Source organism: Gordonia sputi NBRC 100414, from assembly GCF_000248055.1.
In the GTDB taxonomy this organism is placed as follows: Bacteria; Actinomycetota; Actinomycetes; order Mycobacteriales; family Mycobacteriaceae; genus Gordonia; species Gordonia sputi.
In genome coordinates this window covers 48,381-63,919 of sequence record NZ_BAFC01000045.1, presented here as the reverse complement: position 1 = coordinate 63,919, position 15,539 = coordinate 48,381, and the positions used below count along the sequence as shown (strand labels likewise).

The following is a 15,539-nucleotide window of genomic DNA, read 5'->3' as shown; positions in this document are numbered from 1 at the left end:
TTGACCGAATGGCCGGTGCCCGAGCACCCGGTTCGTGCACCATTGACCGCATGGGAACCGACGTGCCGGATCAGAAGTTCACGGGAGCCGACAGGGTCCGTTTCCGACGTCAGGTCTCGCGCGGCACCGAGGCGATCGCGCGCATGCTCGCCGAGGGAGTGTTCACCGATCACGGCGCACCCCCCGAACCCCTGCTGGGCATGGAGGTCGAGCTCAATCTCGTCGACGCCGAGATGAATCCCGCGATGGCCAACGCCGCGGTCCTCGACGCCATCGCCGACCCCGACTACCAAACCGAACTCGGCCAGTTCAACATCGAGATCAACGTCTCGCCCCGCCCCTTCACCACCGACGACACCATCTCGCTCGAGCAGGCTCTGCGCACCTCGCTCAATCGCGCCGAGAAGCGGGCAGCGGCCACCGACAGCCACCTCGTGATGATCGGCATGCTGCCCACACTGCGCGCCGAACACTTTGCACACCACTGGATTTCGGCCAACCCACGCTACGACCTGTTGAATCGACAGATCTTCGACGCACGCGGTGAAGACATCGAGCTCGACATCACCGGGGTCCCCCTCGACGAGCACCACGACGCCGAACGTCTGCACACCGCAACGGATTCAATTCTCCCCGAGGCCGCCTGCACCTCCCTGCAACTGCATCTGCGGGTCGCACCTGAAGACTTCGCTTCGCATTGGAATGCCGCACAGGCGATTTCAGGTGTGCAGGTCGCCTTGGCGGGAAACGCACCGTTCCTCGCCGACACTGCGCTGTGGCACGAGAGCCGCATCCCCGTGTTCGAGCAGGCAACCGACACCCGCCCGCTCGAGTTGAAGAACCAGGGCGTACGGCCCCGGGTGTGGTTCGGCGAGCGCTGGATCAACACCATCTTCGATCTCTTCGACGAAAACACCCGATACTTCCCGGCGCTGCTACCCGTGTCGTCCGACGAGGATCCGCTCGCAACGCTCGACGCAGGCGGAATCCCCGCGCTCGACGAACTGCGACTCCACAACGGGACCGTCTACCGCTGGAATCGTCCCGTCTACGACGTCGTCGACGGCCAGGCACACCTGCGCGTCGAGAACAGGGTGTTGCCAGCGGGACCGACCGTCGTCGACACCATGGCCAACGCGGCGTTCTACTACGGCGTCGTACGTGGACTCGTCGAACAGGATCTGCCCCTGTGGTCACAGATGTCGTTCGACGCCGCCGCGGAGAACCTCCACGCGGGCGCGCGGTCGGGCTTCGACAGTCAGCTGTACTGGCCGAGCGTCGGGTGGATACGCCCGGACGAACTCACGCTTCGGCGCCTACTTCCGTTGGCCGAGTCGGGTCTTCGCTCGTTCGGGGTGTCGGACAAGGCGCGCTCGCGCTACCTGTCCGTGATCGAGGGGCGCTGCATCACCCGACAGTCGGGTGCCGTGTGGCAACGTCGCGCGGTGGCCGCACGCGAGGCCGCGGGCGAGAGTCGCGACGCGGCGCTGCACGGCATGCTCGCCGACTACGTCACGTTGATGCACGAGGGCGAACCCGTGCACGCGTGGCCGCTTTCCTGACTAACTACCGGCGCGCTTCGCCGGCGACGGCATAGGTGCCGCCCGCCACGAGGCCACGCCCGGTGACGAGCGGGAGATCGAGCGCGGTGGCAAGCCCTGCGGGCGCCGCGACCACGGCGGGCACCGCATTTACCAGGCGCATCGCCGTCACGATCATGCCCGAGACGTTGTGATCGCCGTTCTCGCCGTGGTGGGTGAACTCCACCTGCATCTGAGGTTCGCCGGACACGACGATGCGGTACGAGCCGTCACCCTCCACGGGTTTCGGCCACTCCGGGCACTGATCGGGATGTGTGCGGGTGACGTGCTCGAGCACGATCCGGTCGGTGCCGTCGACCTGTCCAGCGACCTCGAACCGCAGTGCTGCCATCGTGCCCTGCGGAATCTCGACCGATACGGTCGAGTAGTCACGATCAGCAGCCACCCTCTCGACGCGTTCGACAAGCGGTTCGTCGAGCGTGATGCCCAGGCCCGCCGCGAGCTGTCGCACGACGCTCCCCCACGCCATCGACAGCACACCCGGCGTCAACAGCATCGGCGTGCTGTCCATCGGCTGGCCGAAGCCGAACAGGTCGCGCATCACGACGGGTTGGTAGTAGGTGGAGTAGTCGGCGATCTCCATGCACCGGAGCTCGTCGATGCGCTGCGCGAGGCTCGTCATCGACAGTGGGAGCACATCGTTGGCGAATCCCGGATCGATACCGTTGACGTGCAACGTCGCGCCTGTCCGGGCTGCCGCGGCCTCAACCTGGTCGATCATCGACGCCGGCAGGACCCCGTGCGGGAACTGCAGCACGACCGGCCCGCTCGACACCACGTTGATCCCCGCGTCGAGGAACCTCGTCAGGTCGTTGATCGACTCGACGACGCGGTCGTCTGTCATCGCGGTGTGCACAATGCAGTCGGGCGCGAGGGCCAACAACTCGTCGACGTCCGACGTCGCCACGACGCCTAGTTCGCGGCCGAGGCCTGCCAGCTCACCCGCATCTCGACCGACCTTCGCCGGATCGGACACCCACACACCGACCAGTTCCAGATCGGGGTGGGCGTCGATTCCGGCGATCGCATGCTTTCCGACAGTTCCGGTCGACCACTCGACCACGCGCAGACTCATGCCATCAAACTAGAACACGTTCCACATCTGCGGACGGCATTCGGACAATGCGCTACCGGGCGTAATGTCGGCACCGATGTCGAGCTCCGATGACTCCACCTCATCCACCCCGCCTCCGATCGCGGTCACGCACGCGGGCCGTCGAACCAGGCTGAAGTGGCACCGCGCCAGGCGGCGACCCTCCGACACCCCGTTCACCGCGTCGCGCATCGTCGAAGCGATGCGGGTCGGTGCGAGCGTCGAAGTCGACCTTCTCATCCATGCCGACCGCGGGTTCGCCGTGCTGCACGATCGCGACCTCGCACACTCGACGACAGGCCAGGGAGACGTCTCGCGCGCATCCGCGGCATACCTGCGTGGACTGAGTCTGACCGACAACACCGGCAACCAGACCGACGACAGCGTCGTGCTCCTCGAAGACCTCGCGAGCAGGCTCGACGGTGTCGAGATCGCCGACGGCGCCCTACTGCAACTCGATTTCAAAGAGGACGCGGCGGCCCTCGACGCTACGGCGCTCGCCGTCTTCGCGCGGGCCGTCGCACCGTTCGCCGACAACGCGATCCTCTCGTGCGGCGACGCCGACGCGGTCACGGCTCTCTGCGACGCCGCGCCGGATATCCACGTGGGCTACGACCCATGCCACCGCGGTGCGGTCGGCCGGACGCTGAGCTCGGGGGATTTCCGTGGCTTCGTCTTCAGCGCGTGCCGCGACTCACCGCGCGCCGAGATGATCTATCTCGACCAGGAACTCGTGCTGCGCGCCGCCGATCGCGGCGCCGACCTGATCGCGGCGTTTCACGCGATGCGCCGCGAGGTCGACGTCTATACCCTCGCGCGCGCCGATACGTCATCGGTGGCGAGGTTCGCGCGGCTCGTCGACCGTGGTGCCGACCAGATCACCACCGACGATCCGGAGGGATTCTTCGCGGCGAACATCGTCGCGGAGGCAACCGAATCCGAGCGGTCGGACTAGCGGCGACCGGTGTCAGACCCGCAACGCGTCGAACGGCGCGACGGGGATATTGCGGATCACCACCCACACACCGACAACGACCAGCGTCGCGAACGGGGCGAAGCGCAGGTGCTGCCAACTACGCACCCGGCGCCCCCGCCACAACCCCACGCAGTAGGCGACGAACGCCCAGCCGAGCAAGGCGATCGCGACGACGCCAACCGCGTTGTACCGCAACGCTTCTCCGACATTGCCGTGCATCAGACAGTAGATCGCGCGCAGCGAACCACAGCCCGGACAGTCGATGTGCAGCAGCGCCTTCGTCGGACACATCGGCAACGGACCGCCCGGCGTCGTGGGATCGGCGAACCAGATCGCGGTGCAACAGCCAACCGCCGCGGCGACAACCACGGCCGGTCCGGCAACGCGATGCCGCGACACCGCGCCGACCGTCCCGAGAACCGCATGCTCGATGCGAGTATGCACAGGACGCGTGTCCGGCACGGCACCGTCGGTCATCACACCGTCGGTCATCGCGGGGTCGGTCATCGCGGTCGGTCGGCCCGTTGAGATCAGTAGGAGCTGGTCGACGGGACGCTGGAGACCAGGACGACGGCGAAGATGACATAGGCGACGATGCTGATCACGATGCTGGCACCGCCGGCAATGGCACCCCACATGGCCCACTTCTTGGCGTCATCGGCTGCTTGCTGAGCGCCCGCGTAGTCGCCCGCCGCCCACAGACCGTTCACCGACGTCGCCTTGACGATGGACACGACGCCCAGCGGCAAGCAGCAGAGCACGGTGCACAGGATCGCCCACACCAGATTGTTTTCCGGTGCTGCGGGTCCATAGCCGTATTGGGGCTGCCCGTAGGGCTGGCCGCCATAGGGCGGCTGGCCACCGTACTGGGGCTGGTTGTACTGGGGTTGGTTGTACTGGGGCTGGCCGTATTGCGGCTGCCCGTATTGCTGGCCACCGTAGGGCGCCTGGCCGTATCCGCCGTCCTTCTGCGGGTCGCCCTGCGGGTCATACGGGTTGGTCATCGGGATTCCTCTCGAGTTTGGTCGAGTGGAGCCTAACGGACGAGACCCGCAGTCGCCCTATACGGGCCGTCGAATCCATTCGAAGACCCGACAGACCGAACAAATGCCAACCGAACCGTCAGCCGAAGAGCTTCGGGAGCGTGCCCTCGTGCACGGCGCGCAGTTCGTCGAGCGTCACCTCGAACTGGTCCTGCACGGTCACCGAGTCGGAACCCTGATCGACGACGCCGATGCGCGTCCACGGCATCTGTCGGGCGGTGAGCATCGAGGTGAACCGCGACTCCTCGGTCCGCGGCACGGCGACCAGCACACGTCCCGACGATTCGGAGAACAGCCACACAAACGGATCAGCGTCTTCGGGAAGCAGGATGCGGCAACCGGTTTCACCTGCGAGCGCAGATTCGACGACAGCCTGGATCAGTCCGCCCTCACTGAGATCGTGCGCGGCGGAGACCAAGCCGTCGCGTGAGGCCGCGGTCAGGATGTCGGCCAGCAGCTTCTCGTGGTCGAGGTCGACCTCCGGCGGGACACCGCCGAGATGGTCATAGGCGACCTCCGCCCAGATCGAGCCGTCGAACTCGTCGCGCGTCTCACCGAGCAGGATCAGCGTCTCGCCGGGTTCGGTACCGAAATCGGTGGGGAGACGACGATGCACGTCGTCGATCACGCCGAGCACACCGACGACCGGGGTGGGCAGGATCGGCGTCGACCCCGTCTGGTTGTAGAAGCTGACGTTGCCGCCCGTGACCGGGATGCCGAGCTGACGACACCCGTCGGCCAGCCCGTGCACGGCCTGCTGGAACTGCCACATCACCGCCGGATCCTCCGGCGAACCGAAGTTGAGGCAGTTCGTCACCGCGCGCGGGGTTGCGCCCGACGCCGCCACGTTGCGGTACGCCTCGGCCAACGCGAGCTGCGCACCACGGTACGGATCGAGGAACGTGTAGCGCCCCGACGCGTCGGTGGCCAAAGCGATTCCGCGACCGGTCTTTTCGTCGATCCGAATCACCCCGGAGTCGGCATGCTCGGCGAGCACGGTGTTGCCGCGCACGTACCGGTCGTACTGATCGGTGATGAACTTGCGGCTGCAGAGCGCGGGCGACTCGAGCATGTCGAGCAGCGTCTGACGCAGTTCGTCGGGAGTCGACGGACGCTGCAGGGCCTCCGTGGTCGACTCGACCACACCGTCCTGCCAGTCGGGGCGGGCGACCGGACGCTCGTAGACCGGACCCTCGTGCGCGACGGTCCGCGGCGGGACGTCGACGACGGTCTCACCGTTCCACGTGATCACCAGGTTGTCGCCGTCGGTGACCTCGCCGATCACGGTGGCGAGCACATCCCACTTGCGACACACGGCGAGGAAGGCGTCGACATTCTCCGGGGTGACGACCGCGCACATGCGTTCCTGTGACTCGCTGGAGAGCACCTCTGCGGGCGTCATCCCCACCGCGCGCATCGGAACCTTCTCGAGCTCGATCTTCATGCCGCCGTCGCCGGCCGATGCCAATTCCGATGTGGCACAAGAAAGTCCGGCACCGCCGAGATCCTGGATGCCGACGACCAGCCCAGCGTGATAGAGCTCGAGACAGCACTCGATGAGCACCTTCTCGGTGAACGGATCGCCCACCTGAACGCTCGGGAGCTTCTTGCGATTGGGGCCGGACTCGCCGGTGTCGTCGAAGGTCTCCGACGCGAGCACCGACACACCGCCAATGCCGTCGAGTCCGGTGCGAGCACCGAACAGGATGATCTTGTTCCCGGTGCCCGATGCGAAGGCCAGTTGCAGGTCCTCGGTGCGCAACGCACCCGCGCACAGCGCGTTGACCAGGGGGTTGCCGGCATAGCTGGAGTCGAAGACCGTCTCGCCGCCGATGTTGGGCAGCCCGAGCGAGTTGCCGTAACCGCCGACACCGCGGACCACGCCGTCGAGCACGCGTCGCGTATCGGGGGCGTCGGCCTTGCCGAAGCGGAGTTGGTCCATCACGGCGATCGGGCGGGCACCCATGGCCATGATGTCGCGGACGATGCCGCCGACACCGGTCGCTGCACCCTGATACGGCTCGACGTAGCTGGGATGGTTGTGCGACTCGACCTTGAACGTGACGGCCCAGCCGTCGCCGATGTCGACAACGCCCGCGTTCTCGCCGATGCCCGCGAGCATGCCCGAACGCATTTCCTCCGTGGTGGTCTCACCGAAGTAGCGCAGATGCACCTTGGACGACTTGTAGCTGCAGTGCTCCGACCACATCACCGAGTACATGGCGAGTTCGGAATCAGTGGGTCGGCGCCCGAGGATCTGCTTGATCCGCTCGTACTCGTCGTCCTTGAGTCCGAGCTCCTTGTAGGGCTGGGGCTGATCGGGGCTCTCGACTGCCCGTTCGATTGAATCCACAGACGTTGAATCCACAGACACGGTCTCCACAGGATCGCTCACCTGCCAGATTCTACCGCCCGGCCCGCAACGACCTCGGACTGTGTCGAGCACGGCCCCGGCGCGCGGCACAACGGCTACGGTGATTGATCTACGCGAAGCGGTTCAATCGGACTTTTTGGGGGGATGATGACCGACGTCCGCAAGGCGCGGCAGCTCTTCGAGCTCGGGGTGCTCTCACTGGGGATCCCCGTCGAGGGCACCGACCCGGTCGACAACAGGGCGCAGGCCACCAAGGCGTTCACGCGCGCCAGCGAGTGGGACCCGAGCATGGCCGACGCCTGGCTCGGCCGCCTGGCCTGCGGCGACACGTCGAACGAGGTACTTCTCGCGCTCTTTCGCCACAGCGATCGCATCGGCGCGGAACAACGCAGGCTGGGCCTGCCGCCGCGAACGTTGGTCGGGCGCTGGTACACCGGCATGTTCCTCGACTACCCACTGTCCGACGCCGTCGAGGCCGCGGCCGCGTACGCCGCGACGCTGATCGCGGGCGACGACTTCGCCGGAGCACGTGACGTCGTGGACGCGATTGCAGCGCAGCGTCGAACACCGATCGTAACGTTCATCGAAGCCGTCCTCTACTTCCGCACCGGGCGGTGGCCGGATGTGTTGTCGACGCTCGCGCGCTCCGAACAGTGGCGCGACCCGCACATGAGCGCGGTCGCCGACTACCTGACGGGCACCGCGTGCGCGCAACTCGGAATGAGCGCCGAAGCCCTTCGACGCCTCGAACGAGCCATGTCGTCCGCCATTCCCGCATGTGCGAGCCGTGCGATGTACACCTACGGGCTGACACTGCGTGGCGAGGGCAAACAGGCGGAGGCCACGTCGATGCTCGAGCAGGCCTTCGCCAGCGATCCCACCCTCACCGCGGCGGCCGACGCTCTCCAGTCGCCCGCGACGCGACTCACCGTCACCAGTGCCGACGAGATCGCTGCGCGGACCGATCCGTGGGATCCCGCGTCTGTCCCGACGACTCCACCGACTCTCACGTCGAGTAACTCCGACGAGGTGTCGCACTCGGCGGAAGATCTGGTGAGCGCTGCGCAGGCAGAGCTCGACGCCCAGATCGGACTGACGTCGGTCAAGGAGCAGGTCGCCAAACTACAGTCCGCGGCGACGCTGGCCAGAATTCGCGCCGACCGCGGGCTCTCGACGTCGGCGCGCAGCCTGCACCTGGCATTCACCGGGCCGCCGGGCACCGGCAAGACGACCGTCGCGCGCGTGATCGCGAAGATGTATTGCGGCCTCGGGTTCATCAAGTCCGACAAGGTCGTCGAGGCCACCCGGCGCGATATGGTCGGCGAACATCTGGGCAGCACGGCCATCAAGACGGCGGCGCTGATCGACTCGGCCATGGACGGCGTCTTGTTCATCGACGAGGCGTACACCCTTGTCCAGCAAGGACTTTCCGGTGGCGACGCCTTCGGGCGCGAGGCCGTCGACACCCTGCTCGCGCGCATGGAGGACAACCGCGACCGGCTCGTGGTGATCATCGCGGGCTACGACGCCGAGATCGACAGATTCCTCGCCTCCAACGACGGCCTGGCGTCACGATTCGCCCGACGCATCCGCTTCGAGTCGTACACGCCGCAGGAGTTGGCCCGCATCGGCGAATACCTCGCGCGGCGTCGTGATTCGATACTCACCCCCGAGGCGGCAGCCGAAATCGAGCAGGCGTGTGCACCGCTGTATGAGGACGTGCGCGAAGCCGGCGCGGGGTTGCGGCGGGGAATCGACCTGGCGGGCAACGGCCGATTCGTGCGGAACATCGTCGAGTCCGCCGAGGAGGAGCGCGAATATCGGCTCACCGCAGGCGATCTGAGCGCACTATCCGCCGACGACCTGATGCGGATCGAGGCAAGCGACGTACGCGCAGCTATCGCGACTCTGATGTCGGGGTTGGCTCTGAACTCGTGACCGCGATGATCGCGTCGCGCAACTCCGGTCGGCAGATCACCAGGTCGGGCAGATACGTGTCGTCCTGGTTGTAGACCAGCGGCGAACCGTCGATTCGACTGCACCACAGACCTTTTGCCTGAGCGACGGCCACCGGGGCCGCGGAATCCCACTCGTACTGGCCACCCGCGTGCACGTAGGCGTCGGCCTCGCCGCGCACCACGGCCATCGCTTTCGCTCCCGCTGAGCCCATCTGCACGACCTCGCCACCGATCGCGTCGGCGACGGCCTGCGAGAACGCGGGCGGACGAGAGCCACTGACGACGACGCGCGGGGCGTCACCGCGCGGAACGTCGGCGAGACCTTCGGTCGGTGCCACGGGCGTCTCGTCGTCGACGTAGGTGATGCCGAGGGCGGGCAACGCGACGGCACCGGCGATGAGCGTGCCGCCGCCGGTCGACGACCACAGCGCGACGTGCACAGCCCAATCCCGACGGCCCTCACCGGATTCGTCGACAGCGCCGTATTCCCGTGTGCCGTCGACGGGATCGACGATCCAGACGCGCGGCGAGATCAGCCGAGCCTTGTCGTCCGTCGACTCCTCCGAGAGCACGGCGTCGTCGGGGCGATCGGTGGCGAGGCGGGCGAGCAGAAAGTCGTTGGAACGTCGATCTCCCTCGTCACCGAGCGCGCGACCGGTCAGGCCGCTGTTCGCACGGATGTCGAGAAGCAATTCACCTGCTGCGGTCGCCAATTCTCCGGCCAGGCTGCGGTCGTCCACTCGTGGTCCCTCCACCTCTCACCCAGGCGCCGGGATGCGCCTGCGCGCGCCGACTACGCCGACGCCTGCTGATCGTAGACCGAGAACGTAGCGCTCATAGCCCGAGCTGCTCAAGGACAGCGGCAGCCGTCTCCGCTGGTAGCCCGTCCGTCGGCCTGATCACGACGTCCGGTTTCTCCGGCCGCTCGTAGGGCGAGTCGATACCGGTGAAGTGACTGATCTCACCGCGCCGCGCACGGGCATAGAGGCCCTTGGGATCGCGACGTTCGCATTCCTGTAACGACGTGTCGAGGAAGATCTCGTAGAACGGCAGCGCGCGTTCGTCGTGAATCTCGCGGGCGCGCTGACGCTCCGCTGCGAACGGCGAGATCAGTGAGACGATCGCGACAGAACCCGAATCGGCGAACAGTGCCGCGACTTCTGCTGTGCGCCTGATGTTCTCGCGCCGATCGTCGTCGCTGAAACCGAGGTCGGAGTTGAGGCCGTGTCGGAGATTGTCGCCATCCATCAGATATGCCGGGCGCCCCAGCGCCACGAGTCGACGCTCGAGTTCGATTGCCACAGAGGACTTTCCAGAGCCCGACAATCCGGTGATCCACAGGGTCCCACCACGATGGGGGCGCTGCTCCCGAGCCACTTTGCCGGCCTGCCACACCACATTCGGGCTCAGATCGCGCTCGTTGCCCGACGGCCGCCCACCGTCGCCACCACCTGCCGTCATCGTGCCGTCACTTCCGTCGCGCCCACCTTCATCTCGCCCCTGACGCCGAATGGTGTCAGCTTGCCACGTCACGGTCGTGTCACAGCTCACAATCCCGGCTAACGGTTCAGGCGAATTGCCCGAATTAACCGCCGTGCATCGCCGCACGCCCCGATGCAACACCTTCGCACTCGAACCCGATCGAGGACTACACCATGCATCATCGACACACGATCCGCACCCGCCTCACAACTGGACTCGCAGCAGCCGCCATTGCCGCGTCCTCATTCGCCGCGCTCAGCGTCGGCTCGGGCACCGCCCATGCCGAAACGGTCGCACCCCTCGAACGGTGTTGGGGAATCAGCCCGAACATCGTCGACCAGCCCTACAGCACCGCGCGACTGTTCGTCTCCGGGACGGGACCGGGCAGAGTCACCGCCGCTGTCCGCGACATCTCGTCCTTCTGGACGTTCAGCGGAGGCTACGAATCCGTCGGTCGACTCGACTGGCACAACCTGACGAACAACCGCAAAGGGACTGCCTTCAACACGGCAAAGATCGGCCTCTACGTCGGCGGGCCCACCTTCGCGCTCGACACCGGACCGGGCAAGGTCCGGGTCACGCTCAGCGCGGTCAACCGCAACGCGCTGTGGGCAATCCCCACCACCGCCTGCAGCGGAACAATCACCGTGCGCTGAACCCCGGGCGCCAACCTGGGCAGCACGGCACAACACTACCAACCAAGCATTTGCTAGGTTAGGCTCGTGAGCATGAGCGACGCCGTGATCCCCGCCCCACTTGGTCCCGACGACCTCGGCCCGGACACCTCGCCGGTCGCCTACGAGGTCGGCGGACCAGGTGGCGCCGTCGCCTACGTGACGCTGAACCGGCCCGAGTACCGCAATGCCCAGAACTCGGTGATGACGTACTCGCTCGACGCCGCGTTCCGCAAGGCAGTCGACGACCCCGGCGTCAAGGCGATCGTGCTTCGTGCCAACGGCAAACACTTCTCGGCGGGCCACGACATCGGTACCCCGGAACGCGACTTCGACACGTACTACGACAACGTCGCCGCCCTGCACTGGGACCACACAGACAAGTCGGGAGCCGATCAACGTCTCGCCCGCGAGACCGAGGTCTACCTCGGGATGTGCAGGCGGTGGCGGGAGATCCCGAAGCCGATGATCGCGGCCGTGCACGGCGCATGCATCGCGGGCGGACTGATGCTCGCCTGGGTATGCGACTTCATCGTCGCCTCCGACGACGCGTTCTTCTCCGATCCCGTTGCACGCATGGGTATTCCGGGCGTCGAGTACTTCGCACACGCCTACGTGCTCGGTCCACGTCGAGCCAAGGAGATCCTGTTCACCGGCGAGCGTTTCACCGCGATACAGGCGGAACAGTGGGGCATGGTCAACCACGTCGTCGAGCGGGATGGCCTGGGCGCCAGGGTCGATGCGATCTGCGAGAACATCGTCGCGATGCCGTTGCAGGGACTGTTCTTGTCCAAGAAGGCGGTGAACATCTGCGAGGACCAGATGGGCATGCGCACCGCGATGGACTCGGTATTCGGTTGGCACCATTTCGCCCATTCGGCCAATGCCGAATCCTCCGGCGGAGATTCGCTCGGCGGCATGGACGCCAAGTCGATGAAGGCATCCGCTGGTTCGACGTCGAACGGACGCTGACCCATGGACCTGACGTTCGACGACGCCGCTGACGAGTTCCGTTCCGAGGTGCGCGCCTGGCTCGCAGATCATGTTCCCGCACAACCACTTCCCTCGATGGACACGGCCGAGGGTTTCGAGGCGCACCGGGAGTGGGAACGAACAATGGCCGCCGACCGCATGTCGGTGGTGAGCTGGCCGGAGGAATTCGGTGGCCGCGACGCCCCGCTCCTGCACTGGGTCATCTTCGAGGAGGAGTATTACCGCGCAGGCGCACCCGGGCGGGTGAGCCAGAACGGCATCTTCCTCTTGGCACCAACGCTTTTCGAGCACGCGCATCCCGAACAACTGGCCCGCATCATGCCCCGCATGGCGCGTGCCGACGATATCTGGGGCCAGGCCTGGAGCGAACCCGAAGCCGGCAGCGATCTGGCGTCACTCCGCTCGACGGCCACCCGCACCGACGGTGGCTGGCTCCTCAACGGCCAGAAGACATGGAGTTCCCGGTCGAGCTTCGCCGACTGCGCATTCGGGCTGTTCCGCACCGACAAAGAGGCGCAACGCCACCGGGGACTCACCTACTTCATGTTCGACCTTCGCAGCCCTGGCGTCACGGTGCGGCCGATCCCCCAACTCGACGGCGAGCCGGGATTCGCAGAAGTCTTCTGCGAGAACGTCTTCGTCCCCGACGACCCAACCGATCGCGCGAACTCCGGCGTCATCGGCGACGTCGACAACGGCTGGCGCGTCGCGATGAGTACCGCCGCCAACGAACGCGGGCTGTCGCTGCGTTCTCCTGGTCGCTTCCTCGCCACCACGGACCGCCTCGTCGACCTGTGGAAAGCACAGCGGGACAACGTACCCACGACCTCCGGCGTCGATACACGCGTCGCCGACGCCTGGATCGGCTCGCGGGCCTACGAGCTGTCGACGTACGCGACGGTCAGCAGGCTCGCCGCCGGTGGCCAGTTGGGCATGGAATCGTCGATCAACAAGGTCTTCTGGTCGCAGTGGGACATCGCGGCCCACGAGACAGCCCTGGAACTACAGGGCACCGACGCCGAGATCGACGGCGCATGGGTTGACGGCTATCTCTTCTCCCTGTCCGGGCCGATCTACGCAGGCACCAACGAGATTCAGCGCAATGTGATCGCGGAGCGTCTGCTCGGCCTCCCGCGCGGGGATAGGTGAACGATGGACTTTCTACTGTCCGATATCCACGACGACCTCGCGTCGAGCGTCGACACGCTCCTCACCAAAGCCGACACGCCCGCCGTCGCACGGGCGTGGGCTGGCGGTGATCACTCGCCCGCGGCAGGCGTCTTCCGACAGCTCGCCGACATCGGCGTCTTCGGACTGCTCATCGACGAGGAGCACGGTGGCGCCGGAGCAGGCGCCGTCGAGATGGTCGTCGCACTCGAACAGATCGGGCGGCACCCATTGGCCGGGCCGATCGTCGAATCCGTTGCGGTGGTGCCGATCCTGCTGCGGTCGGCCACGGAGTCAGATGCGCTCGACGCCGCGGCATCCGGGCGGCTGAGTTCGGCGGCAATCGCGCCACTATCGCCGCGCGCAGCCGACACCTATGCTGCCGAACGTGTGTACGTAGTCGACAACGACGTGTTGTCGCTCGCGACGGTCGACGACACGGCACAGTCGGTCGATCCCACGCGAACGGTGTCCACGGTGCGCCCGGCCGAGGTGATCACAGAGGGTGTCGATGGCGACCGAGCCGCACAGTTCGGCGCACTGGCCACCGCGGCCCAACTACTCGGCCTCGGCTCGACGATGCTCCGAATCGCATCCGACTACGCATTGTCACGCAGGCAATTCGGACGTCAGATCGGATCGTTCCAGGCGGTCAAACATCACCTCGCCGACGTCGCGATCGCCCTCGAAATGGCGCGTCCACTCGTCCACGGTGCAGCGGTCGGCATCGACGGCGGAGTTCCCGAGGGCGTCGACGCGAGCCGTGACATCTCCGCGGCCAAGGTCGCGGCAGCCGACGCCGCGTACCTGGCATCCCGGCGATCTCTTCAGGTTCTCGGCGCGATCGGATACACCTCCGAACACGATCTGTCGTTGTACCTCACCAAGACTCGCGCACTGGTGAGCGCGTGGGGGACGCCGGCACAGCATCGCGCGCGGATTCTGGAGTCGCTGTGAGCACGACAACACACGGCGCGACAACAGACGGCGCGACAACAGACGGCGCGACAACAGACAGCGCGATATCCACCGAGGACCGGGATGCGTTGCGCCAGTCCGTCGCCGACCTCTTGGCCAAGCGATCCGACTCGACAGCGGTGCGCGCGGCGATGCGCACGCCCCGCCGGTTCGACGACGCCCTGTGGCGCACGCTGTGCGACGAGATCGGCGTGGCAGCACTCGCAGTCCCCGAAGAGTTCGGCGGGGCGGGGGCGTCGTTCGTCGAAACCGCGACCGTGCTCGAAGAACTCGGCGCGACGTTGAGTCCCGTGCCGGTCTTCTCGACCGCACTCGCCACCGGCGCACTGCTGCTCAGCGGCGATACCGACGCGTGCGCGCGGTTCCTTCCCGAGATCGCATCGGGAGAACGCATCGCGAGTCTGTGCTGGGCGGGCGCGACGGGGTGGGACAACCCCGGTGTTTCGAGCGAGGCCGGATTACTCACCGGCACAGCAGAGTTCGTCATCGACGGCGAGTCCGCCGACCTGCTGCTCGTCCTCGCCGGCACACCGTCCGGCGTGACACTGCACGTCGTCGACGCCGACGCCGACGGCATCGAGGTGACGGCACTCCCCACGGTCGACCCGACGCGGCCGTTGGCCCGCATCACCTTCGACGACACCGCGGCCACAGCGATCACCGCGGAGGGCAACGTGGTGGCGCGACTGCGCACGCTGGCCTGGGCGCTCCTGGCCGCCGAACAGGTCGGTGGCGCCGACCGCGCGCTGCGGCTCGCCGTGGAGCACGCATCGTCGAGGACGCAGTTCGGCCGGATCATCGGGTCGTTCCAGGCGCTCAAACACCGCATGGCCGACATGTACACGCTCGTCGAGTCGTCGCGATCGCTCGCGCGCGCGGCCATCGAGGCCGTCGTCTCCGACGACCCGAACGCCGCCGACCTCGCGGCGGCTGCCCACGTCTACTGCTCGGAATCGTTCGCCACCGTCGCGGGCGAGGCGATCCAGATCCACGGCGGCATCGGGATCACCGCCGAGCACGACATCGGGCTCTACTTCAAGCGCGCCCACGGCAGCGCCCAGCTCTTCGGCCAACCACACGACGTCGTCGCCGAGATGGTCGACGCCCTGCGCGGCTAGCCGAGCCGCGGCTCGAGCGCGCCGCTGGTCGAGCGTCCACCGCTGGTCGAGCCGCCAATCGCTGGTCGAGCTTGTCGAGACC

General features: G+C 66.8%; 13 protein-coding genes and 1 pseudogene. 8 read left to right on the top strand and 6 right to left on the bottom strand.

The features are described 5' to 3' along the window. The first annotated feature begins 50 nt into the window (after positions 1-50). Positions 51-1,562, top strand: a complete 1,512-nt coding sequence (locus GOSPT_RS06180) for a glutamate-cysteine ligase family protein (RefSeq protein ID WP_039855024.1) — start codon at positions 51-53, stop codon at positions 1,560-1,562. A 4-nt stretch (positions 1,563-1,566) separates the two neighbouring features. Here GOSPT_RS06180 and GOSPT_RS06175 read toward each other — a convergent pair whose 3' ends face one another. Beyond that, complete coding sequence (locus GOSPT_RS06175) at positions 1,567-2,676, bottom strand: NAD(P)H-dependent amine dehydrogenase family protein (RefSeq protein WP_005204184.1); 1,110 nt, start codon at positions 2,674-2,676, stop codon at positions 1,567-1,569. Between the two features lie 76 nt (positions 2,677-2,752). Between GOSPT_RS06175 and GOSPT_RS06170 the strand changes: the two genes are divergently transcribed. Next, entirely contained in the window at positions 2,753-3,649 is an 897-nt protein-coding gene (locus tag GOSPT_RS06170) for a glycerophosphodiester phosphodiesterase (RefSeq protein WP_051993764.1), read from the top strand. 12 nt (positions 3,650-3,661) lie between these two features. Here the strand turns inward: GOSPT_RS06170 and GOSPT_RS06165 are convergent, their stop codons facing one another. The 3 genes from GOSPT_RS06165 to purL form a co-directional block, all read right to left on the bottom strand. Next, positions 3,662-4,177 (bottom strand): DUF2752 domain-containing protein, encoded by a 516-nt coding sequence (locus tag GOSPT_RS06165; RefSeq protein ID WP_005204179.1) that lies wholly within the window; start codon positions 4,175-4,177, stop codon positions 3,662-3,664. A gap of 23 nt (positions 4,178-4,200) precedes the next feature. Further along, positions 4,201-4,674 carry a CD225/dispanin family protein gene (locus GOSPT_RS06160; RefSeq protein ID WP_005204177.1) on the bottom strand — a complete coding sequence of 158 codons (474 nt, stop codon included), beginning with the start codon at positions 4,672-4,674 and terminating at the stop codon, positions 4,201-4,203. 118 nt (positions 4,675-4,792) lie between these two features. Then, a complete protein-coding gene (purL, locus tag GOSPT_RS06155) occupies positions 4,793-7,096 on the bottom strand; it encodes a phosphoribosylformylglycinamidine synthase subunit PurL (RefSeq protein ID WP_005204175.1) in 2,304 nt (767 codons plus the stop codon). Between the two features lie 138 nt (positions 7,097-7,234). Here purL and eccA point away from each other — a divergent pair, with 138 nt between their 5' ends. Further along, on the top strand, positions 7,235-9,025 hold the full coding sequence (gene eccA / locus GOSPT_RS06150) for a type VII secretion AAA-ATPase EccA (RefSeq protein ID WP_039855020.1): 1,791 nt from the start codon (positions 7,235-7,237) through the stop codon (positions 9,023-9,025). Here the strand turns inward: eccA and GOSPT_RS06145 are convergent. Then, positions 8,985-9,785 carry a 3'(2'),5'-bisphosphate nucleotidase CysQ gene (locus tag GOSPT_RS06145; RefSeq protein WP_005204171.1) on the bottom strand — a complete coding sequence of 267 codons (801 nt, stop codon included), beginning with the start codon at positions 9,783-9,785 and terminating at the stop codon, positions 8,985-8,987. The two genes, eccA and GOSPT_RS06145, sit on opposite strands and share 41 nt — an antisense overlap. Before the next feature lie 94 nt (positions 9,786-9,879). Beyond that, positions 9,880-10,446, bottom strand: a pseudogene (gene cysC, locus GOSPT_RS06140) (adenylyl-sulfate kinase); the annotation flags it as partial. A 254-nt stretch (positions 10,447-10,700) separates the two neighbouring features. Between cysC and GOSPT_RS06135 the strand changes: the two are divergent. From GOSPT_RS06135 to GOSPT_RS06115, 5 genes are all read left to right on the top strand, one after another. Then, positions 10,701-11,183 carry a hypothetical protein gene (locus GOSPT_RS06135; RefSeq protein ID WP_005204166.1) on the top strand — a complete coding sequence of 161 codons (483 nt, stop codon included), beginning with the start codon at positions 10,701-10,703 and terminating at the stop codon, positions 11,181-11,183. A 72-nt stretch (positions 11,184-11,255) separates the two neighbouring features. Further along, the gene (locus GOSPT_RS06130; RefSeq protein WP_005204164.1) at positions 11,256-12,173 is read left to right on the top strand and encodes an enoyl-CoA hydratase; all 918 of its coding nucleotides are present in this window, start codon (positions 11,256-11,258) and stop codon (positions 12,171-12,173) included. Between the two features lie 3 nt (positions 12,174-12,176). Further along, the gene (locus tag GOSPT_RS06125) at positions 12,177-13,343 is read left to right on the top strand and encodes an acyl-CoA dehydrogenase family protein (RefSeq protein ID WP_005204162.1); all 1,167 of its coding nucleotides are present in this window, start codon (positions 12,177-12,179) and stop codon (positions 13,341-13,343) included. Positions 13,344-13,346: 3 nt separating this feature from the next. Further along, a complete protein-coding gene (locus GOSPT_RS06120) occupies positions 13,347-14,318 on the top strand; it encodes an acyl-CoA dehydrogenase family protein (RefSeq protein ID WP_005204160.1) in 972 nt (323 codons plus the stop codon). Continuing rightward, positions 14,315-15,457 carry an acyl-CoA dehydrogenase family protein gene (locus tag GOSPT_RS06115; RefSeq protein WP_051993762.1) on the top strand — a complete coding sequence of 381 codons (1,143 nt, stop codon included), beginning with the start codon at positions 14,315-14,317 and terminating at the stop codon, positions 15,455-15,457. Before GOSPT_RS06120 ends, GOSPT_RS06115 begins: the two co-directional genes overlap by 4 nt. Positions 15,458-15,539 lie beyond the last annotated feature (82 nt).